Source organism: Fischerella major NIES-592 (assembly GCF_001904645.1).
GTDB lineage: Bacteria > Cyanobacteriota > Cyanobacteriia > Cyanobacteriales > Nostocaceae > Fischerella > Fischerella thermalis.
Genome location: NZ_MRCA01000002.1, coordinates 413,066 through 433,649 on the forward strand (window position 1 = coordinate 413,066; position 20,584 = coordinate 433,649).

Consider the following 20,584-nt stretch of genomic DNA (forward strand, 5'->3'; position numbering starts at 1 on the left):
GTTAATGCTATTTTTATACAAGGTCATTTCATGAAATCAATTGTTTATTTGAATAAATTTCAAATTTTCTCTTTGTTACCATTTATTCAATAAACAAGCTTCACAGGATTCCGTATTTATTGAAAAAATTGGATGCTAAAGCTAGAGAATATCAACATTCCACCTTGATTAATTCATTCCAATTCCCAAGACAGATTACATATTGTTAAGTGTGTTAATATACTATTTTTTTGTATGAATAGTAACCTTAAAAATATTTCTAATCCAGCAATATTTTAAATGTCAGCAAAATTTATAACCATGAGTATAAATATAAAATTTATTGTATAAAATACCAAAGCATATTCATATATTTTCACAAACTAGACTTATAAGAAAATAGTAAATCTTTGTCGAGGGTATTGACGATTTCGTCATGATCACTTTAGGTTAATATGAATCAAAAATTGCGAAAATCATCAACTAACAAACAAGTCTCTTCTCTTTGCCTATTGAAGCTTATTTACATGACTATTAAAACAGTTAACAGTGAACAGCTATCAGTTTAATTGCTAGGTATACAGCAGATTTAATCGAGGATTTCGATGGTGAATGACACTAGTCTGGATAGAGGAAAACTGGTTTTGACCTCCCCAAAAGACACGGTTGATATCAAACAAATCTCTACAATTCTATTTCGCAGGCGCTTTTTAATTGTGGGTATTTCCTGTGTAGTGATGTCGGTTGCAGTTCTTTTAGCTTTGAAAGCAAAGCCTACATATCAAAGCTCTATGCAGATACTTGTGAGTTCCAATCTCGCAGAAGAAGAAGTATCAAATAATATCCCAACAAGTACAAATAAAGATGCGATCGCATCCACATTAAAAGGTGTAGAATACAGTCCACAAGTAGGTTTAATACTCAGTTCTAAACTGATTCAAAAAGCCGTAGATTCGTTGCGTTCTGAGTATCCGGATCTCACAGTTGAAGATATCAAAGGTAAGAAGACTCAAAAAAAACCTCTAGCGATCACTGCCATAGATCCTGGAACTGGAGCTAATCAAGTTTTTGGGCAAGTATTTGAGCTTTCCTTTGAAAGCAACGATCCTGTAAAAACCCAGAAAGTTCTACAAGCTCTGCAAAGAGTATACACAGATTATGTTGTCAAACAACGACAGGAAAGGCTTAATCAAGCACTGACTTTTGTTAATGATCGCCTCACCAAAATCAAACAGGAAGTCAAGCAAGCTGAGGGAAATCTAGAAAAGTTTCGCAAAAAGTACAACTTAATTGATCCAGAAGTGCAAGGTGAAATCCTGCTAGAAACGCTTGCAGATATTAAAAAACAATTGCAAACCACTCGTGCTCAATTGCAAAATGCCCAAGCACGCCACAAAAATCTGCAAAAGGAAATAGCTTATTCTCCGCAAAATTTAGCCCTTACCTCAAGTCTGAGTCAGTCGAACCCTTATCAAACACTACTTGATGAAATTCAAAAAACAGAACTGTCTTTAGCTAAGGAACGTCAACGCTATACAGACGACTCTCCCAAAATCAAAGACTTGATTCAGCAGCACCAAAGCCAACTAGAGTTATTACAAAAAGAAATTGAGCGATCGCTCACTACCAAAGACTCACCTAAGCAAGCAATAAACACAAACTCGACTGAACCAAGCAAGTGGGAAACACTCAAGCAAGCATTAGAAGAAAAACCATCTCCCGCAGCCAACCCAGAACAACAGCAATTAATTCCAGGATTGCTAACAGAAGTAGATCAAAAGCTCATGCAACAATTAATCGAGGTGCAGACAACGGCTGAGGGACTACGTGCCAGTGAACAGAGTTTGGTTGAATCAGAAAAGCAAATTCGCTCAGAACTCAGCAAATATCCCAGCCTCATCTCGGAGTACAACCGTTTGTTACCTGAAGTGCAAGCAACTCGCAAAAAACTTGAGCAAATGACAGCAGCACAACAGGCTTTAGGATTAAGAATTGCTCAAATAGGCTCTGACTTGCAAGTATTGGAAGAACCCCAACGCGGAACTGATTTAGGTAGCAACAGCTTATTCTTCCTTCTGGGAGGATTGCTCATAGCACCTTTATTGAGTGTCGGAACAGCCGTAATCCGGGAATTGTCTGACGATGTGATCTCTTCTCCCTCAGAGTTACAAAGGCTAACAAATCTGCGGTTACTCGCAACAGTGCCAAAACTGAGTAAGCCTCGTCGTTACAAACAGCTTTTACACTTGCCCAAGATGTGGCACTCTCACAAACACAAAAACACATCTGAGGGCAAAACTCTACCTGTTTATGCTACTTGGCCATCCCATGAAACGTTGGATATGGCTTATCAAAATCTACAAATCATCACACCTTCTTCTAAGTCTGTGATGTTGACATCCGCACAACCAAAAGAAGGCAAGACGAGCATTGCTTTGGGACTAGCGGTTAGTGCTGCTCGTATGCATAAACGGGTGTTGTTGATTGATGCCAATCTGCGAGAACCGAGTCTGCACAAAACCTTGGAACTTGCCAACGATTGGGGACTATCTCTGTTGTTGGTTGATGAAAGCAATACCTCTGATCACAATTACATTCAACCAGTTCATCCCTCCATTGATGTTTTAACAGCCGGTTCCCCAACTGAAGATGCAGCCAGATTGCTCAGTTCTGGACGTATGAAGGAACTGTTGGAATCATTTGAGCAGACTTACGACTTGGTGTTAATAGATGCTCCCGCCATTCTCAAGACAGTTGATGCCAGAATTTTAGCAACCTTGTGCGATCGCATCATCATGGTGTCACGCCTTGGTAAAATTACCCAACCTGATGTTATTCAAGTTACGGATATTTTGAAAAACTTGAATTTAGTTGGTATTATTGCTAATACTGCTCAGTAAAACAACAACAGAGATCACAGATCAGGGAATGGGAAGACAAAGCAGACAAGGGAGAACATCTGCACTCCCTACACTTCCCACACTTCCCATAATCCCATCTACCCAATCCCCATTTCCTTTTAAATCTTCAGCGGAAGTTCTATTTGAAAAGCTGAACCTTGAGCAAGCACACTCTTGACAGAGATTTGTCCTTGGTGCGCTTGCACAATTTGTTGAGCGATCGCCAGCCCAAGTCCAAAGCCACCGGTTTGGCGAGAGCGAACAGTGTCTACGCGATAAAAACGATCAAAAATATAAGGCAAATCGCTAGCAGGAATGCCAATACCGTTGTCTTCCACCTGAATCACAGCGCGGTGGGACTGGGTGAAAAGACGCAACTGTACTTTACCCTTTGCTGGAGTGTATTTTAAAGCATTACTCAGGAGGTTGATTATGGCTTGTTTCAGCAAATTAGCATCAGCATATAAGATCACAGGTTGCTCTGGAATTTGAGTGCTAAAATTTAAACTTTGAGCAGCAGCTTGGGTGGCGAACTCTACAGCAAGCGATCGCAAAAGTTCACTCAAATCAATCGGTTTTAATATAGTTTCTGCTAGTGGGCCATCATGGCGTGAAAGGAAGAGCAGATTATTGATCAGCGTACTCATAGACTTGGCAGTCTCTGCAATCTTTTGCAAACGCAGTCGTTGTTCCACAGTATCTTCAGGTGGGATTAAGGCAACTTGAGCATTACTCAACACCGTTGCTACAGGTGTGCGTAGTTCATGGGAAGCATCGGCTGTAAATCGCTGTAATTGCTGATAGGCCCGGCGAGTTGGTCGCATTGCCAATCCCCCTAAAAACCAACCTGTAATCCCAATCACGCCAAAAGTGAAGGGAACACCTAAAGCTAAAAATAAGCGAGCTTGATTTAATCTGCTGCGTAGGGATTCCAAGCTAGCTGCTGCTTGGAAATAACCGATCAGCTCCTTATTTTGCAAAACGGGAATAGTAACTTGGCGAACCCAAGTAGTTTCAGTGTATTCTACGGCAGATCGCTCTTGCAAAGTTTGAAATCCAGGTTCTGTGGTTAACTGTCTAACACTTGAAGAACCACCTATATACTGTACTAGTTGTCTGTCAGCGTTGTACCATCGGGCGTATAGCAGTCCACCATTTAATGACACGTCTTGCTCTACAGGAGTGCGATCGCCTTGATTTTGACCCAGCGTGTACTGAGTTTTACTAGCAAAAGTTTTACTTTGGGCAAACAGTTCCTCATCAAAAAAGCGCAACTGCTCCTCTACATTTAGACAGTAGCCTACTCCTGCAAACGCAAACAAAATTCCACCCATTGATAGGGCGAACCAGTGAGCCAGATTACGGCGACTACGATCAAACATTGTGTAATGAGATGAAAAGGATGGAGAGTGGGAGGAGTAGGGGGAGATGGGGAGGTGTGTAGACGCGCAAGCGGCTTCCCGCAGGGTGGGGTGTGAGGGGTATAAACATTTTCGTTATCCCCTTGTCTTTTTTCTCTCTTTATCATGATTCATCATAGTTCACTGATTGGGCGGATTCAACCGATAGCCTACCCGATGCACAGTTTCGATCCAATCTCTGGCCCCAATGATTTGCAGACGTTGACGCAAGCGACGCACTAAAGTTGTAACTGCGTTACTTTCGGGTTCTTCTCCGCAACTCCACAAAGCTTGCTCAATCTGGTCATGAGATAAAATTTGGCGGGGATGACGCATCAAGTATTCCATTAATTGGAACTCCCGGCTAGAAAGTTGAGTTGTGACTGAATCAAGCTCGATAGTTAAATTAGCTAAATGCAGCTGCAAATCACCTAAACTGAGTATATCTCCTTGCCACATTAGCGATCGCCTTCCCAATGCCCGCACCCGCGCCAAAAGTTCTAACACATCCACTGGCTTGACTAAGTAATCATCTGCTCCTGCATCCAAACCCATCACCTTATCTGAAGTTGTATCTTTTGCTGTCAGTATCAGCACTGGAGCCACTTTACCCGCCCGTCGATATGACTGACACAATTCCACTCCACTCACCTTAGGTAACATCCAATCTAGAATCAGTAAGTCATAATCTTTGTGAAAAGCAAACCATTGTGCTGTTTCTCCATCTTCAATCGCATCTACTGTATGCCCCACTTTTAATAATGCTGCCCGCAGAGGTTCCAACTGGGCTGGGTCGTCTTCAACTAGTAAGATCAACATCCCATTTGTTTAGCTTGCTGTAATTTTCACTTCTCAGTTCTAAGGTTAAGCTAAAAGAGTGACATAAAAGTGACATTCAGCAATTAACAGTAAGCAATTAACCCTATTCTTTCCATGCGTCAATTGCAAATTTTTCCAGTTTTACGAACATTAGGGTTTGTGTTTTGGTCATCCTTACCGTTGATTGGTCTGGTTTTTTGGCTGGGAAGTGGTTTAGTGGGAGACCAAATCCTGAGTCGTGCCTATACCCACAAAAAATATCTGCAAGCGGATACACAATTGGCACGGCAGATCATGAAAAAAATAGTAGCTATAGAGGTGAAAGTTCTTCCACAAGAAGGGATTTCGTTAGTAAATGTGAAAACAAATCACTCACCTCTCAAAAAAATGACATTTGAGTTTCCAATCACCGAACCCAGTCAACTTGAAGCCAACCTCAGTCACGAGTTGGGCTTATCGCGGGAGCGAATCAGAGAACTAATTCGCTATTGAGGGCTGGATGGGTAATTGGGCATAGTTAACAACCGCCAACAACCAACAACTAACTATCAACAAATCACAAATAACCAATGACGGTCTTCACGAGTTAACTCTAATTGTGTCGATCTGCCTACATATTGAAATCCAAGTTTGCACATTTTTGTAACATTTATCCATCAAACTACAAACTTTGACATTCTTTTGTCATATTTATCCATCAAACTGCAAGTAAGAAAACTTTCCGCATTTTTGAATATTATTCCTTCTGCCTTCTGCCACGCCACGTGCCACAACGGAGGGAACCTCCAAGGGCGCAGTGGCTCCTCTGCCCTCTGCCTTCTCAATCATCAACCGCTATGGATACTTCTGAAGCTCCAGTTTCAAACCCTGAAACCCAGTCAGACAGTTCTGTACCCTCTGAGTTAATGCCTACTCGTTCCGGCAAACCTTGGTTCCGAACATTAATAATTTTGTTTTTGACCACTGGGGGCATTATCCTTTGGCGGATGCTGGCTCCTGGTGGCGCACCCCAATCTTCTGTGGCCCAACAGCAGCAAGGGCCACCCCCACGTCCAATTGAAACGATCGCTCTGGCAACTGGAACTGCTACCAGGAATATACGGCTTTTAGGACAGGTGGAAGCTACTCAACAGTCCACAATTCGCGCTCGAACTAGTGGAATTGTGGAAAGAATTTTAGTGCAACCGGGCGATCGCGTCAAGGCAGGAATGGCAATTGCCATCTTAGATGACTCGGATCAGCAATTGGCGATCGCCCAAGCACAGGCGCAACTGGCACAGCAACGTAGCAATCTAGCACGCTTAGAAGTAGGTACTCGTCCAGAAATTATTGCTCAGCGTCAAGCAGCAGTGACATCTGCCAAGGCGCGAGAAGAGGAAGCGCGGGATAACCTCAAGCGTACTAGTGACCTGGTGAAAGAAGGCGCTTTGTCGCAAAGATTACTAGTAGAAGCTCAAACAAATTTAAATGACACCCAAGGAGCGCTGTTAGAAGCTGAAGCTGAGCTTGCCGAAGCCAAAGCAGGGCCAATCCAAGAGGAAATTGCCGCCCAAAAAGCCAATGTAGAAGCAGCCAAAGCCAACTTAGCACAAGCACAACTGGCACAGCTGCGGACTCGGATTGTGGCATCACAATCGGGTGTGGTGCAGACACGCCATGTCAGTAATGGTGATTTAGTGCAAAGTTCTGACGAAATTGTCACCTTAGTAGCAGGCGATCGCTTTGACATTTTCCTCGAGTTACCAGAAGAGCTTACTGGTAGAGTTACCCCAGGTATGGCAATTGAACTCACAGCTCGCGCCTTACCACAATGGAAACAACGGGCGACGATCACCGCCGTAGTTCCCTCCGCCGACAGTGCCTCCCGTCGCCAACGCGTACGTGTCCAAATTAACAATCCACCACCAGGATTATTACCAGGTATGGCGATCGCAGGCAACCTTAATATGCCTACGAATCGCTCTAGCTTTGTTGTCTCGCGAGACGCCTTAACTAGAAGGCAAAACGAGTGGTTTGTCTTCACAGTTGCTGATGGCAAAGCTAAACAAATTCAGGTAGAAATGGTGGCTGACATGGGCAAAGACATGGCAATTTACCATCCTTCCCTCCGATCCGGTCAACGCATCGTCCTACGTGGCGGTGATGGGTTGCAAGATGGTGCGCCAGTAAAGATAGTTGATCGCAGTTGAGGCTGACAGACAAGGAGGACAAGGGGGAAGACTTGGGAGAATATCTCACTCCCCCACCTCCCCATTGCCCCTAATCCCCAGAGGGGGCCACGAGTTCCTCACCTCCCCACTGCCCATCTCCCCATCTCCCCACCTCCCCATCTCCCCATCACCCCACCTCCCCTACTCCCCAATCCCACTATGAACTTTATCGAAACTTCTGTGCGTTGGCGACATGGGACTTTTGTCCTGTTTTGCTTGCTCTCAATATTTGGGGTGTTCTCGCTCCTGAATTTGCCTTTAGAATTGCAACCAGGAGGCGATCGCCCGGAAATCACGATTACTACCACCTATCCAGGAGCAGGGCCAACCGAGGTAGAAGACCTGATTACGCGCCCCATTGAAGAGCAAATGGAAGAGGTGCTGGGTGTTCAGGAAATCAGCAGTAACTCTCGGGCTGGACGCAGCAGCATCACGCTGGAATTTACTCCAGATGCTAATTTACAAGAGCGGATGATTGATGTCATCAACCGCTTGCAGCAGGTGGAAAGCTTGCCCCCAGAAGCTCAGGAATCGAGTGTTGAACTGGTAGGTGGCAATAGTTCCCCAATGATGTGGATTCCTTTTGACACAAAAGAAGGATGGAAGCCGGATGCCAACCGCTATCGAGATTTAGCCGAGGAAGTAGTGGTTCCCCGTTTGCGCCGAGTGGAGGGAACAGGGCAATTTTTGGTAATAGGTGGACAAGAGCGAGAAGTAGAGGTGAAGGTTGACCCCAAAGCATTGTCTGACCGTAACCTGACGATTGGTGATGTGGTGCGGGTACTGCGGGAAAACAACCGCGATATCCGGGGTGGACCGTTGATTTTAGGACGAAGAGAATATCGGGTACGTACAGTCAGCCGCTCGCAGGATCTATCACAAATCGAAGGCTTTGTACTGCGGCGCGATCAGTCCGGTACAGTTTACTTGCGGGATGTAGCTCAGGTACAAATGGGACGCAAACCCCAAGATAGCGCATTGATATTCAATGGCAAACCAGGAGCAGCAGTTGGTGTGATTCGCCAAATTGGGGCAAATGTGCCAGAGGTTGCTAAAGGTATCCGGGCGGAAATTGCCGCACTGCAAGCTGAGTTCGATAAGCAAAACCAGGGAATTCGTTTTGTTTATAACTACGACGAGAGCCAATATATCAATCAATCTGTAGCTTTTGTCCAAGGTAACTTGGTGAGTGGGGCGCTACTAGCAACCATTGTGCTGATTTTGTTCCTTGGCTCTATGCGTACTGTTGCGGTGGTAGCGATTACAATTCCCACAACACTGATTATGGTGTTCATTGTCATGTCTGCATTGGGACGGACATTGAACATTATCAGTTTGGCAGGATTGGCGTTTGCAGTGGGTATGGTTGTAGATAACGCGATCGTCGTAATTGAGAATATCTTCACCCATATGCAGCAGGGTAAAAGTGCCATGCGGGCAGCGATTGAAGGTACGCAGGAAGTTTGGGGTGCAATGCTGGGTTCTACTCTCACCAACGTTGTGGTGTTTGTGCCGCTAATTATGGTTACGGGCGAAGCAGGACAACTTTATGCTGATATGGCGATCGCTCTTTCTGCTTCTTCTCTATTTTCGTTGTTTGCTGCATTGACCTTAGTACCCATGCTATCGGGATTGTTCCTCAAGCAATCGGAAGCGATGCAAATGATGGAGGGCGGGGAATATCGCGGTGGTAATTGGTTGGAGCGTTCAGTTGCCAAGTCTTCAGCCGTATTTCGTCATTTCCAGGGCAAACTCGAAAATTTTCTAGCTTCTACTGTCAGTTGGTCACTGGGACGTAAGCGGATTGGTCGTCGTTTACTAGTACTGTCGATTCCTGTTGCTTTACTTGTCATTAGTGTTCTGCTACTCCCACCAGCAGATTATTTGCCGGAAGGTAATCGCAACTTAGTTGTGTTGCGGGCGGAACCTTTACCAGGAACCAGCATTCCTGAGGCAATTAAGCAATCTGAACCTGTGCAGGCATTTTTGCGATCGCAACCAGAAGTAGAGCGGATTATGTATGTGGATCGTCCCGGCGCCCTACGCGGAATAGCAACAATCTTAAAGCCAGAATTTGCCACCACAACTGGGTTGGCTGAGATAGTGGAAAGGTTGCGCGCCCAAAGCAGCAACTTTGCTGGATATCGCTTTATGGTTCCGACTCGGATTTCTATCTTCCGCGATCCTGGCAAGGAATTTGAAGTCGATATTGTTGGAGATGACCTGAATCAGCTTAGCGATCTGGAGAAACAAATCACAGGCAAATTGCGCCAACTTTCAGGAGTAAATAATGTCCGTTCCAACTTTGTTATGGGAGCAGGAGAACTACAAGTGATTCCCAATCGGGAACGCATCGCCGAAGTCGGACTCTCGGAAGCAGAAATTGGTTCGATGGTAGAAGCAGCATTGGGTGGACGCATTGCCTCCGATTACATTGATGGCAAAGAAGAACTCGATGTTTCCGTGGAACTACAAAATACCGCCGTCGAAACACCAGAGCAACTGCGACAATTGCCCCTGTATGCCCAGGGACGACAGGTGCAATTAGGTGATGTTGCTGAAGTCAGGGAAACGACTGGTCCCGATGTGATTAATCACGTTGATTTAGAGCGATCAATTAGCCTCACCGTCTCCCTCGCACCTGATGCGCCCCTGGCGACGCTGGTAGAACGCACTGAAAATGAAATTCTCGCTCCTTTACGTGCCAATCTACCCGCAGGTTATCGTCTAGAACTGGCGGGTTCAGCAGATCAGTTAGCAGCAACCGTTGCTCAATTAGCTGCTGCGTTTGCATTTTCGATTTTAATCACTTATTTGTTACTAGTGGCGCTGTATCGCTCATTTCTCTACCCAGTGGTAATTATGGCAACTGTGCCAATGGGGATGAGTGGCGCACTCTTAAGTCTCGTCATTGCCAACCGTATTCCGGGAATGAATGTGGCGTTGGATATGATTACAGCCTTAGGATTTATCATCCTGACAGGTGTGGTTGTCAACAACGCAATTCTGCTGGTTGATCGAGCCTTGCAACTTCAGGAAGCAGGCGAGGATTATGATGCCTCACTATATAATGCCACTAGTGATCGCCTACGTGCCATTTTCATGTCTGCTGGCACTAGTGTGTTAGGAATGTTACCGTTAGCAGTGCTACCAGGTCAGGGTTCAGAACTTTACCAGGGATTAGGTATTGTCCTGACTGGGGGTTTGGCATTTTCTACTATTTTGACTCCTACTGTTGTACCTGCACTCATGGGTTTACTATATGATCTGTCTGGACGCAGATCGCGATCGTCTGCCACAAAAAACACTGCCCCAGCTGTGAGGTAGTGCTTGGTGATGGGCGGGTGTAGGGAAAACGAACACAGTGCAAGGCGATGCACACGGATAAAGCAGCGTTGCATATTTGCGGGATGATTTTTCTCTGCCAATGAAAAAACTTAATTCTTGGCGTTCTACCGTTCCGGAAGCCGCTGCGCGTCTATGGCGTCTTGGTGAGTCCATTTGCCGTCTTGGCGGTCTCCGTCACGATGGCAAGGTGGCGAACCCGGAGGGTGGTTCATTCTCCATCCCCATCTTATGCAACGCCTTATTTCCTTTACAACTTCAAATAGCTTTTGAAAAACCACTCATTGCCCGATTGCGCAGATAGCGATCAAACACAGCAGCGATATTACGGATGAGTAAGCGTCCGGTAGGTGTAACTTCGATCTGATTGGGAGAAAGTCTAATCAAACCATCAGCTTCCAACAATCGCAGTTGCAAGCGTTCGTTAGCAAAATACTCTACAAAATCATCATCAAAGTTCAGATGGTATTTTTCCGCAATTTCACTGAGTGAGAGTCGAAATTGACACATTAACTCCATAATCACTGTGCGGCGAATGATATCATCGCGATCAAGTTTGACTCCTTTTTCTATTGGTAGTTTGTCTGTGTCGATCGCTCGATAGTAACTTTTCAAATGTTTATGGTTTTGCACATATACATCATGCAGCATAGTAATGGAAGTCATGCCAAAGCCAAATAAATCTGACTCCGGTTTGGTGGTATACCCTTGAAAGTTGCGATGCAGTTGCCCATTTTGTTGAGCGATCGCCAATTCATCATTTGGTTTGGCAAAATGATCCATGCCAATGAATACATAGCCATTTGTGCTTAATTCTTCAATCGTCATTTGCAAAATATTGAGTTTTTCGGAAGCTGGTGGTAATGCTTCCTGGGGAATTCGCCGTTGCACTGGTTTTAACCATGGCACATAAGCAAAGTTAAAAACGGCTATGCGATCGGGATGCAGTTGAATGGTTTTGTGGACGGTATTTCTAAAAGTCTCTAGGTTTTGATATGGCAATCCATAAATCAGATCAACGTTAATACTGGTAAACCCAGCATCGCGCATCCAGTCCATCACCTGAAACAGCATGGCTTCTGGTTGAATCCGGTTGACTGCCTCCTGTACCTGGGGATTAAAATCTTGAATACCAAAACTAATCCGGTTGAACCCCAAGTCCTTCAAGAAAAATAGGTATTCTCTATCGAGCGATCGCGGATTGACTTCAATAGAAATTTCTGCGTGATCATCAAATTTAAAATGCTCACTCAGAGTATTCCACAGAGTCTCAACTTGACTGAGGGATAAATAGTTAGGAGTACCACCGCCCCAGTGTAATTGCCCAACGGCGCGATCGCTATCAATGAAAGCTGCTACTTGGCGGATATTGCGAGTCAAGTAGTCTAGATAACGTTCTGCCACTAATTTTTGTTGCGTAATCACGGTATTGCAGCCACAGAAATAGCAGGCGCTTTCACAAAAGGGAATATGACAATACAGCGATAATGGCGTTTTTTTGTAATTGCCGATGGCGATCGCAGCTCGAAAATCTACTTCTGCAAAATCTTCTGTTAACTCTGTAGCTGGTGGATAGCTGGTATAGCGTGGTAAAGGCTGATCGTACTTTCTCAGCAAATCAGCATCAAATCTAACAGTTTGTGGCAAAACTTTCATACGTGAATTTATACTTTCTGTTAATGGAAAAAAACAGCAATCACCAATTACAAAATCTATCCGTGTCCATCTGTGTTTATCTGTGGTCGATTTATAAAACATGATCTCGGTCACAGCTTGAATTCACATCAGGCGTTATTTTTGTCTGTCCGCCCCTAAGTTTGTAAACCGAAAACCGTTCCCCAGTCATATACCAAGTTAAATTCAACATAACAACCCCGGCGATAGAGTTGAAACTGACGTTGGCGATCGCCATACTTTAGTCTTTGTCGCCGTTCTACTAAGAAATGCCTGACCGCAGGATTGGACTGTATATTACTAGGAGGTGTGAGTAATTGTGTTTGTTGCTCTGAATTACAACTCATGCTGGATACCTCTTAATGCTCTGAGTAAGATTAACTACAATTAATAACTTTATAGTTATCAAGCTTTTAAGTATATAAATTTTTCAAAACTTAATAAAGGCTGATTTTGGCTGGTCCTTACATTGCTAAAGAAATGTAGAAATTTTAAGTATGGGGTCTAGCCAAAGAATTACAAGTATCATAACTTAATAGCTATAAAAAAAATTAGTTGATTAGCAGCGTAATCATGGTTAATACCCTACCTCAGCAACCCAAAGCCGGAATTAAACAGCCAAGTCAAGAAACTATACTCACTCCCCGCTTTTACACTACAGACTTTGAAACCGCCGCCAGCCTGGATTTATCGGCTCAGGAAACCGAGTTAAAAGCGATGCTCGAAGAAATGCGAGCAGACTACAATCGTCATCATTTCGTCCGCGATGAGACATTTGAGCAGTCGTGGGAACATATTGACGGAGAATCACGCCGTGCTTTTATTGAATATCTGGAACGTTCGTGCATTTCAGAGTTTTCTGGGTTTTTGCTGTTCAAAGAACTATCCCGGAGGCTGAAAGGGCGCAATCCACTGTTAGCAGAAATCTTTCACTTGATGGCTCGTGATGAAGCTCGTCACGCTGGATTTCTCAACAAAGCCATGGGCGACTTCAAACTCTCACTCGATCTTGCCCATATGACTAAAACCCGCACCTATACGTTTTTCCCGATAGAGTGGGTAATTTATACTGTCTACCTATCAGAAAAAATTGGCTACTGGCGTTACATTGTTATCTATCGCCATTTAGAAAAACACCCAGAAAATCAGTTTTACCCGATTTTCCGCTACTTTGAGAGTTGGTGTCAGGACGAAAATCGTCATGGGGATATATTCAAAGCATTGTTGCGATCGCAACCCCAACTTTGGAAAACCTGGAAAGCCAGACTGTGGAGCCGCTTTTTCCTGTTATCGGTATTTACTACCCATACATTGACGGTTCATGAACGGGCTAATTTTTATCGCTCACTCGGACTCGATCCAACGGAATTTGATCGCCAAGTTATATACGAAACTAACGAAACTGCTGGTCGTGCTTTTCCTGTGAAGCTCAATACCGCACATCCCCAGTTTTTCCCACGTCTGCAACGCTGCTCAGATTACAACATGAAATTGGTGGAAATTGACCGCAGTTCTCAGCCGAAAGTTGTGAAGTTTGTCCGTAAATTACCCAGGATTGCAGCAATTGTTTGGAATTTGTTGCTGCTTTACCTGATCAAACCAATTGATGCTGAAGCATTACGGGGAACCGTTCGTTAAATTGCAAGTGCGATCGCTCATTGAAATTTGTGGAAATTGTGAGCGATCGACCTTTAATTTAAGAGCTGACTGAAAAATTTTATAACTACCCCATATTAGTAGTTTGTCAACTGATGATCACTATTGCAGATGCATTCATCGGCTTTAGGTATTTGAGAATATTAGGTAAACCAAGTTGCTAGTTATGCGATCGCCCATCTTCAATCGTGAAGTGTTCCGTCGGGCATAATTGCTCCCTCTAGCTCAACATCGGTAAGGATTGCTCCTGTTAAGTCTGCTCCTTGCAGATTAGCCTTTTGCAGAATAGCACTGGTGAGATCGGCGTAACTTAAATCTGCTCCTTGCAAACTAGCTTCAGTTAAATCCGTTGCCAAATCCCCCCATTGCATTGTTCGACCAAGATTGGCGCGACACAATTTTGCCCCATCCAAGTTGGCGTGATGCAGTGAAGCCGCTCTCAAGTCAGCGTAACTTAAGTCTGCTCCAGTTAAAACTGCATATCCCAAATCTGTACGCTGGTTGGAACTGGGACGGAAGTCTGCTTGAATTAGCAGAGAACCAGAGAGTTTCACAGCATTCAAATTAGCACCACATAAACTAGCTTTAATTAAGTTGGCTTCATCTAAGCGAGTCTGAATTAGCTTTGCACCCGTCAAATCAGCTTCACGCAGAATCGCCCGATACAAGTCTGCTTCACTCAAATCTATTCCCCAGAGAATGGCTTCACTCAGGTTCACTTCCCGCAGACAGGCTTGGCTGAAGTTGGTTTTACCCAAGCGTGTCTGACGTAAATCAGCATAGCTAAAATCTGCGCCTTTAAGGTTGGCATTAGTCATTTCTGCTTCTTGCAGATTGACTCGCTGAAAGTTTCGTTCTCCAACAGCATAAAGTTTGAGAATTTGATCTACATCCATAATCATTTATTATTTACGATGTTGTATTTACAACCGGAGCCTGGGTAAATGCTATCAGTTCGGCAACGGATATGATGCGCTCAGTGTACCTAAAACTAGCTCCAGAAAAATTAGACCATGTTCTACGTCCCGATGCGTAGCTTTAGCAAATGCTTCAATACTGTATATAGGTTGGTTTGGAGTGCTACTGATTCCCACAGCTTTGACTGCTGCGATCGCCTTTACCCTTGCGTTTATTGCCGCACCTCCCGTAGATATAGATGGTATCCGCGAAGCTGTATCTGGTTCACTTCTCTATGGCAATAACATCATTACTGCAACTGTAGTTCCAATATCCAATGCTATTGGCTTGCATTTTTATCCAATTTGGGAAGCAGCTTCCCTCGATGAATGGCTCTACAATGGTGGCCCTTACCAACTGGTTATTTTCCACTTTTTGAGCGATCGCACTTACTGCTCCTGCGATCACCAGTTAATCCTCGCTTTCACAACTGCTTGATTTTGCACCCTCATTTTTGGGGTGCTTTTCTATTGAAGAAATTCAAAAAACTGTTGTTTTACCCCGTAGAGCTTTGAGAGTTTCAGCCTGTCGTAGTACACGCTCACTAATGCGATCGCACGCTAATTCACAAAGCTCAAAAATCATTGGATCGGCTATCTCGTAATAAGCACTAGTACCTTTAGGCTGACGAGATAAAATCCCAGCCTGAGTTAATACTTTCAGATGCTTAGACAGATTTGCCTGACCTAAGCCAGTAGCCTCGGCAATTTCCATGACATTCATTGGCCTTGACCTGAGACAGGTCAAAATCTGTAACCGACTTGCCTCTGATAACACCTTAAAATAATCAGCAACCGCCACGAGAACAGCTGGATCAGGCTTGGGTGGCTTAGTTTTTGGCATGGGGAATTCAGTAGTCAGTAGTAAAATTATTTCATAACTAATTGGTATTATAATCATTAAAAATCCTGGCGTTGCTGAATTTGGTCATGAATTGTGTTTGTCTACATTTTGTAGAGACGTAGCAATGCTACGTCTGGTCACACCCGTAAATTGTAAATTCATATTTTGATTCAGCAACGCCAAAATTCTTGTTCAATATAGCAGTTCTCAATTGGGTGTCAATGCTGCTCGGTTAAGGATTTGTCGTCATAATTTTGGGCATGTAGAGACGTTGCAGTGCAACATCTCTACAGGTTTTAAATGTCAATTGATTGTCTTATCCAAGTTGAGACGCAATGTTCCTTGCATCTGGTAAAAAATCGTTTTTTTAGAAATCGACCACCGATGAACACCGATAAACACGGATGACACAGATGGATTTTTTTATGGGTGATTGGGCGGTGATTGGTATTTTGACTATTCTCTATGATCTATTAGCGTCTTTGTTAATTCACATTAGATGTGAATTGTTATAAATCTTTAGAAAATGAGAGCGATCGCATTTCCGCTCAAGTGTGCATATAACTTAATTTTTACTGATGAAATTAGCACCAGAATTCTAGCAAATAGGAGGGAAATTTTATTAGAAACTCTACCCCAAATTGTGCTGCCTTCTTCACAAACTAACCTGTAGATGGAGGTATAAATATGGAATATTATTTAACTAGTGAAAGCTGAGAAAAAAGCTGGAATCTCTGACCAATAACAAATTTAAACTTTTAACAAGAGCAACGCTAAACTTGTAGAATATCGTCTAAATGTTACATGCTTTATTTAACATGCCTTATCTGACATCAGCTAGTGCCATTCGTTCTCAGATTGCTGAATTTACTCAAAGATCAATTTTGTGGATAGATACAGAAGTGGCTGATTATAAAAGCAAGAATCCCAGATTATCACTGATTCAGGTACTAGATGACCCTACAGATATGAGTGGTGATCGCATTTATATTTTAGATGTATTAGATTTACCGGATATTGTTGCTGATTTCATTGCTCAAATCATGATCAATCCTGCAATTGAAAAGGTCTTTCACAATGCCAGCTACGATTTGAAGTTTTTAGGTAACAAAAAAGCCAAAAATGTCACTTGTACTCTAGACATGGCAAAAAAATTCCTTGTAAAGGAATTGAACTAGATTTACCCATTACATTAACCCAGAAAATGCAAAAATAATTGGGAAAAATCTGGAACAATTATCGGTAGAGATAGAGAAAACCCAAACTTGGCGCTTGACAGCTAAAAATCAAGAAGATAGCGATAAAGATGAGTAAATTGTGTAATATTATAGTTTTATTGAAAATCTAGGGTTTTTAGCAACTAATCAAAAAGTAAACAAAGTCTATAAATCAAGGATATTAGGCGAGTATTTGACAGATAATTTAGTATTGGTTGATGAATGACATGTTTTTTAGTTTTTATAGTTAAATATAAACAATAATGGAAAATTATAGAGGCAATCAGCACAATTCTTAGGAACATCTACTTATTTATTAATTACTTATGAAAGTGTGGTTAGAGGAGCAAAAATTGACAAGAGTAACAGTTAGCATAGCTACGCTTACGGCGTTTATAGCCATTGCAACTGTTTCTTGTGCAAGGAGTAATGAGGTACTAGTAACAGAAATTGGTGTCAGTCCTCCCAAGAGTCCAACATCTAAACCATCAAAAGCAGGGGACTTTTACATTCAAGGTCAGTATAGACATATCAAAGGCGATCCTCAAGGTGCGATCGCAGCTTACACAGAAGCAATCAAGCTTAATCCCCAGTATGCCGAAGCTTACAATGGTCGGGGACTTGTTCACTTTGATCTGGGAGATAAACAAAAGGCGATCGCAGATTATAGCCAAGCGATTCGTTTATTTCTCAACTATGCCGAAGCCTACAACAATCGAGGTAATGCCCGTGCTTCTACAGGAGATGTCAACGGGGCTATCTTAGACTATAACGAAGCCATTCGTATTGCTCCCAACTATGCTGAAGCCTACAATAACAGAGGCAACGCTTACGCCGCCTTGGGCAAAAGAAACGAGGCGATCGCAGATTATGATCAAGCTATTCGCCTTAATCCTAAGTATGCTGTTGCTTACAATAACCGAGGTAATGCCCGTTCAGTTCAAGGCGATAAACAAAGAGCAATTAATGATTTTGATCAAGCTATTCGCCTCAATCCCAATTTTGCCGCAGCTTACAACAATCGTGGTAATACCCGCGCCGCCATAGGAGATAAACAAGGAGCAATTTCTGACTTACAACAAGCCGCGAAGATTTTTCAAAAACAAAAGAATACTGAACTGTATCAGCAAGTGATGCAAAATATCAAAGATCTTCAGCGTTAGCCCACTTCTGTAGAATAATTATTTCCTAAGCGTTGAACAAGTCACTATCATGAACCAAAATAAACGTCAGGCTTACTGGCGTGCCAACACGGCTTTAATTAGAAATCTTCTCCTGGTTTGGGCGTTAGTATCTATTGGCTGTAGTATTGTACTGGTGCAGCCATTGAACAATTTACGTTTAGGTGGTTTGCCTGTCGGCTTTTGGATGGCACAGCAAGGCTCAATTTTTATCTTTGTGGTGCTAATCTTTGTCTACGCTGTGCAAATGGATAAACTTGATCGCCAACACGGTATCAAAAGGAGAGGAAAATAATGTCAGCTGAAGCTTGGACTACTTCACTTGTCATCCTTTCCTTTATTGTATATCTCTACATCGGTTGGCGCACTCGCGTTCAAGATAGCAAAGGCTTTTTCGTCGCCGATCACGGTGTTCCCTCCCTGGCTAATGGTGCAGCGACGGCGGCTGATTGGATGTCAGCCGCTTCGTTTATTTCGATGGCGGGGTTGATCTCTTTTTTAGGTTACGACGGCTCAATTTACTTGATGGGTTGGACTGGCGGTTATGTCTTGTTGGCTTTGCTGCTAGCCCCATATCTGCGGAAGTTTGGTAAATATACAGTTCCTGATTTTGTGGGCGATCGCTATTACTCTAATGTAGCCCGCGTCGTAGCTGTCATTGCTGCTATCTTCGTCTCGATGACTTACGTCGCCGGACAAATGCGTGGTGTCGGGATTGTGTTTAGCCGCTTTCTGCAAGTAGACATCAGCACCGGCGTTGTGATTGGGATGGTGATCGTTGGCTTTTTCTCAGTGCTGGGAGGTATGAAAGGTATCACCTGGACTCAGGTTGCCCAATACTGTGTATTAATCATTGCTTACTTAATTCCAGCTGTTGCCATCTCCCTACTGCTGACGAAAAATCCTATCCCACAATTAGCATTTGTTTTTAGTGATATTGTCCCGAAACTGAACCAAATCCAAGTTGACCTTGGTTTTCAAGAATACACCAAACCATTTGTTAACAAGTCGATGGTAGATGTTTTATTTACTACTATCGCTTTGATGGTAGGGACTGCGGGATTACCTCATGTTATAGTGCGATTTTATACTGTGCCAGATGTCCGCTCAGCACGTTATTCAGCGGGTTGGGCATTGTTAATGATTGCTTTGCTGTATACAACAGCACCTGCTCTATCAACCTTTGCCCGCTATAACCTGATTGATTCTTTACACAATAAAACGATCGAGCAAATCTATCAGTTTGATTGGGTGAAAAAGTGGGAAAACACCAAGTTGTTAACCTTTGAAGACAAAAACAGTGATGGGCGGATCGAGTTAACACCAGATAAAAAAACCAGTGAAATTAGCATCGACCCAGATATCATTGTCTTGTCCACCCCAGAAGTGGCAAAATTAGCGCCTTGGGTAATTGCCTTGGTTGCAGTTGGTGGTTTGGCGGCGGCTTTGTCTACAGCATCGGGATTACTGTTGGTGATTTCCAGTGCAGTAGCCCATGATATCTACTACCGCATGATCAATCCGGGAGCCTCCGAATCCCGACGAGTGATGGTAGGTAGAGTCATGGTTGGCTTTGCGCTTGCGATCGCTGGTTATTTTGGTGTGAACCCGCCTGGTTTTGTGGCTCAGGTAGTAGCGTTTGCCTTTGGTTTAGCTGCGGCTAGCTTTTTCCCGATCATTATTTTGGGAGTATTCGACAAGAGGACAAACCGAGAAGGAGCGATCGCTGGTATGATTGTCGGCTTGTGCTTCACTATATTTTATATAGTCGGAGTGAAATTCTACGGAATGCAGCCTTGGTTCTTCGGAGTCTCTGCCGAAGGAATTGGCACTCTTGGTATGTTAATCAACTTCGTTGTCACTTGGAGCGTTTCTCGACTCACACCACCTCCACCACTGGAAGTCCAAGAGATGGTTGAAGTACTACGAACCCCTGGTGATGAACCACCAGCAATTGAGGAACTGGATGAAGATCATCTGGATTAGTAGGTAGGGGTGTTTCATTCCCTCAAACAAGTAAAATTTGCAAGTATTGAGGGAATTGAATAATTGTGGCAAATCTCTCCAAAGACAGAGCGATCGCTTTCTATTTGACCTCTTGCACGAATATTTGATAAGGAGGAATGAACCGCAAAGGCGCGAAGGACGCAAAGAAAGAAAATTTAGTGCAGCCGCACAGCGCGCGCGGTCTAGGCTATTTTGTCATTTGGCATCAAGCCAAGACGGCAAGTAGTCTCACCAATTACCCATTACCCATTACCAATTACCGACCCCAACGGATAATATCAGTGTTCAAACGGATATGATATGAATGGATTACCGTTGAGCGTGGGGAACTTACGGTGAGTTAGTTAGAATTAGTTAGATGTCTCCATGCTTAGTGTTTTTTCGTTATGACCATGC

Annotated in this window: 13 protein-coding genes and 3 pseudogenes; 10 read left to right on the forward strand and 6 right to left on the reverse strand. The window is 43.5% G+C overall.

Translation table 11 applies throughout. From position 1 onward, the window contains the following. Nucleotides 1-584: 584 nt before the first annotated feature. Nucleotides 585-2,879 carry a GumC family protein gene (locus tag NIES592_RS05735; RefSeq protein ID WP_073555169.1) on the forward strand — a complete coding sequence of 765 codons (2,295 nt, stop codon included), beginning with the start codon at nt 585-587 and terminating at the stop codon, nt 2,877-2,879. Between the two features lie 119 nt (nt 2,880-2,998). On the opposite strand, the gene NIES592_RS05740 is transcribed toward NIES592_RS05735, so the two are convergent. Beyond that, nucleotides 2,999-4,261 (reverse strand): sensor histidine kinase, encoded by a 1,263-nt coding sequence (locus NIES592_RS05740; RefSeq protein WP_062243462.1) that lies wholly within the window; start codon nt 4,259-4,261, stop codon nt 2,999-3,001. Nucleotides 4,262-4,420: 159 nt separating this feature from the next. Then, entirely contained in the window at nt 4,421-5,098 is a 678-nt protein-coding gene (locus tag NIES592_RS05745; protein WP_062243465.1) for a response regulator transcription factor, read from the reverse strand. A 114-nt stretch (nt 5,099-5,212) separates the two neighbouring features. Between NIES592_RS05745 and NIES592_RS05750 the strand changes: the two genes are divergently transcribed. From NIES592_RS05750 to NIES592_RS05760, 3 genes are all read left to right on the forward strand, one after another. Next, nucleotides 5,213-5,590 (forward strand): hypothetical protein, encoded by a 378-nt coding sequence (locus NIES592_RS05750; protein WP_073555170.1) that lies wholly within the window; start codon nt 5,213-5,215, stop codon nt 5,588-5,590. Nucleotides 5,591-5,934: 344 nt separating this feature from the next. Next, on the forward strand, nt 5,935-7,287 hold the full coding sequence (locus tag NIES592_RS05755) for an efflux RND transporter periplasmic adaptor subunit (protein ID WP_073555171.1): 1,353 nt from the start codon (nt 5,935-5,937) through the stop codon (nt 7,285-7,287). Between the two features lie 180 nt (nt 7,288-7,467). Next, nucleotides 7,468-10,635 carry an efflux RND transporter permease subunit gene (locus NIES592_RS05760; RefSeq protein ID WP_084552224.1) on the forward strand — a complete coding sequence of 1,056 codons (3,168 nt, stop codon included), beginning with the start codon at nt 7,468-7,470 and terminating at the stop codon, nt 10,633-10,635. 276 nt (nt 10,636-10,911) lie between these two features. On the opposite strand, the gene hemN is transcribed toward NIES592_RS05760, so the two are convergent. After that, nucleotides 10,912-12,309: an oxygen-independent coproporphyrinogen III oxidase gene (gene hemN / locus NIES592_RS05765; protein ID WP_073555173.1), complete on the reverse strand. Its 1,398-nt coding sequence runs from the start codon at nt 12,307-12,309 to the stop codon at nt 10,912-10,914. Nucleotides 12,310-12,467: 158 nt separating this feature from the next. Then, nucleotides 12,468-12,593, reverse strand: a pseudogene (locus NIES592_RS05770) (coproporphyrinogen III oxidase); the annotation flags it as partial. A gap of 307 nt (nt 12,594-12,900) precedes the next feature. Here NIES592_RS05770 and acsF point away from each other — a divergent pair. Then, on the forward strand, nt 12,901-13,965 hold the full coding sequence (acsF, locus tag NIES592_RS05775; RefSeq protein WP_073555174.1) for a magnesium-protoporphyrin IX monomethyl ester (oxidative) cyclase: 1,065 nt from the start codon (nt 12,901-12,903) through the stop codon (nt 13,963-13,965). A gap of 200 nt (nt 13,966-14,165) precedes the next feature. Here the strand turns inward: acsF and hetL are convergent, their stop codons facing one another. Then, entirely contained in the window at nt 14,166-14,879 is a 714-nt protein-coding gene (gene hetL, locus NIES592_RS05780) for a heterocyst differentiation pentapeptide repeat protein HetL (RefSeq protein ID WP_073555175.1), read from the reverse strand. A gap of 160 nt (nt 14,880-15,039) precedes the next feature. Here hetL and NIES592_RS05785 point away from each other — a divergent pair. Continuing rightward, nucleotides 15,040-15,318 (forward strand): annotated as a pseudogene (locus NIES592_RS05785) (Photosystem Q(B) protein 1); the annotation flags it as partial. Nucleotides 15,319-15,420: 102 nt separating this feature from the next. Here NIES592_RS05785 and NIES592_RS05790 read toward each other — a convergent pair. Next, nucleotides 15,421-15,783, reverse strand: a complete 363-nt coding sequence (locus tag NIES592_RS05790; protein WP_062250396.1) for an ArsR/SmtB family transcription factor — start codon at nt 15,781-15,783, stop codon at nt 15,421-15,423. An 818-nt stretch (nt 15,784-16,601) separates the two neighbouring features. Here NIES592_RS05790 and NIES592_RS05800 point away from each other — a divergent pair. From NIES592_RS05800 to NIES592_RS05815, 4 genes and pseudogenes are all read left to right on the forward strand, one after another. After that, nucleotides 16,602-16,937: pseudogene (locus NIES592_RS05800) on the forward strand (ribonuclease D); the annotation flags it as partial. A 389-nt stretch (nt 16,938-17,326) separates the two neighbouring features. Continuing rightward, complete coding sequence (locus NIES592_RS05805) at nt 17,327-18,163, forward strand: tetratricopeptide repeat protein (protein ID WP_073555176.1); 837 nt, start codon at nt 17,327-17,329, stop codon at nt 18,161-18,163. A 49-nt stretch (nt 18,164-18,212) separates the two neighbouring features. Next, a complete protein-coding gene (locus tag NIES592_RS05810; RefSeq protein WP_062243495.1) occupies nt 18,213-18,476 on the forward strand; it encodes a DUF4212 domain-containing protein in 264 nt (87 codons plus the stop codon). Next, nucleotides 18,476-20,167 carry a sodium:solute symporter family protein gene (locus NIES592_RS05815; RefSeq protein ID WP_073555177.1) on the forward strand — a complete coding sequence of 564 codons (1,692 nt, stop codon included), beginning with the start codon at nt 18,476-18,478 and terminating at the stop codon, nt 20,165-20,167. Before NIES592_RS05810 ends, NIES592_RS05815 begins: the two co-directional genes overlap by 1 nt. Nucleotides 20,168-20,584 lie beyond the last annotated feature (417 nt).

Excerpts from the sequence above, each read along its gene's own strand:
- NIES592_RS05735 (WP_073555169.1), top strand. The coding sequence starts at position 585 with ATGGTGAATGACACTAGTCTGGATAGAGGAAAACTGGTTTTGACCTCC.
- NIES592_RS05740 (WP_062243462.1), bottom strand. The coding sequence starts at position 4,261 with ATGTTTGATCGTAGTCGCCGTAATCTGGCTCACTGGTTCGCCCTATCA.
- NIES592_RS05745 (WP_062243465.1), bottom strand. The coding sequence starts at position 5,098 with ATGTTGATCTTACTAGTTGAAGACGACCCAGCCCAGTTGGAACCTCTG.
- NIES592_RS05750 (WP_073555170.1), top strand. The coding sequence starts at position 5,213 with ATGCGTCAATTGCAAATTTTTCCAGTTTTACGAACATTAGGGTTTGTG.
- NIES592_RS05755 (WP_073555171.1), top strand. The coding sequence starts at position 5,935 with ATGGATACTTCTGAAGCTCCAGTTTCAAACCCTGAAACCCAGTCAGAC.
- NIES592_RS05760 (WP_084552224.1), top strand. The coding sequence starts at position 7,468 with ATGAACTTTATCGAAACTTCTGTGCGTTGGCGACATGGGACTTTTGTC.
- hemN (WP_073555173.1), bottom strand. The coding sequence starts at position 12,309 with ATGAAAGTTTTGCCACAAACTGTTAGATTTGATGCTGATTTGCTGAGA.
- acsF (WP_073555174.1), top strand. The coding sequence starts at position 12,901 with ATGGTTAATACCCTACCTCAGCAACCCAAAGCCGGAATTAAACAGCCA.
- hetL (WP_073555175.1), bottom strand. The coding sequence starts at position 14,879 with ATGGATGTAGATCAAATTCTCAAACTTTATGCTGTTGGAGAACGAAAC.
- NIES592_RS05790 (WP_062250396.1), bottom strand. The coding sequence starts at position 15,783 with ATGCCAAAAACTAAGCCACCCAAGCCTGATCCAGCTGTTCTCGTGGCG.
- NIES592_RS05805 (WP_073555176.1), top strand. The coding sequence starts at position 17,327 with ATGAAAGTGTGGTTAGAGGAGCAAAAATTGACAAGAGTAACAGTTAGC.
- NIES592_RS05810 (WP_062243495.1), top strand. The coding sequence starts at position 18,213 with ATGAACCAAAATAAACGTCAGGCTTACTGGCGTGCCAACACGGCTTTA.
- NIES592_RS05815 (WP_073555177.1), top strand. The coding sequence starts at position 18,476 with ATGTCAGCTGAAGCTTGGACTACTTCACTTGTCATCCTTTCCTTTATT.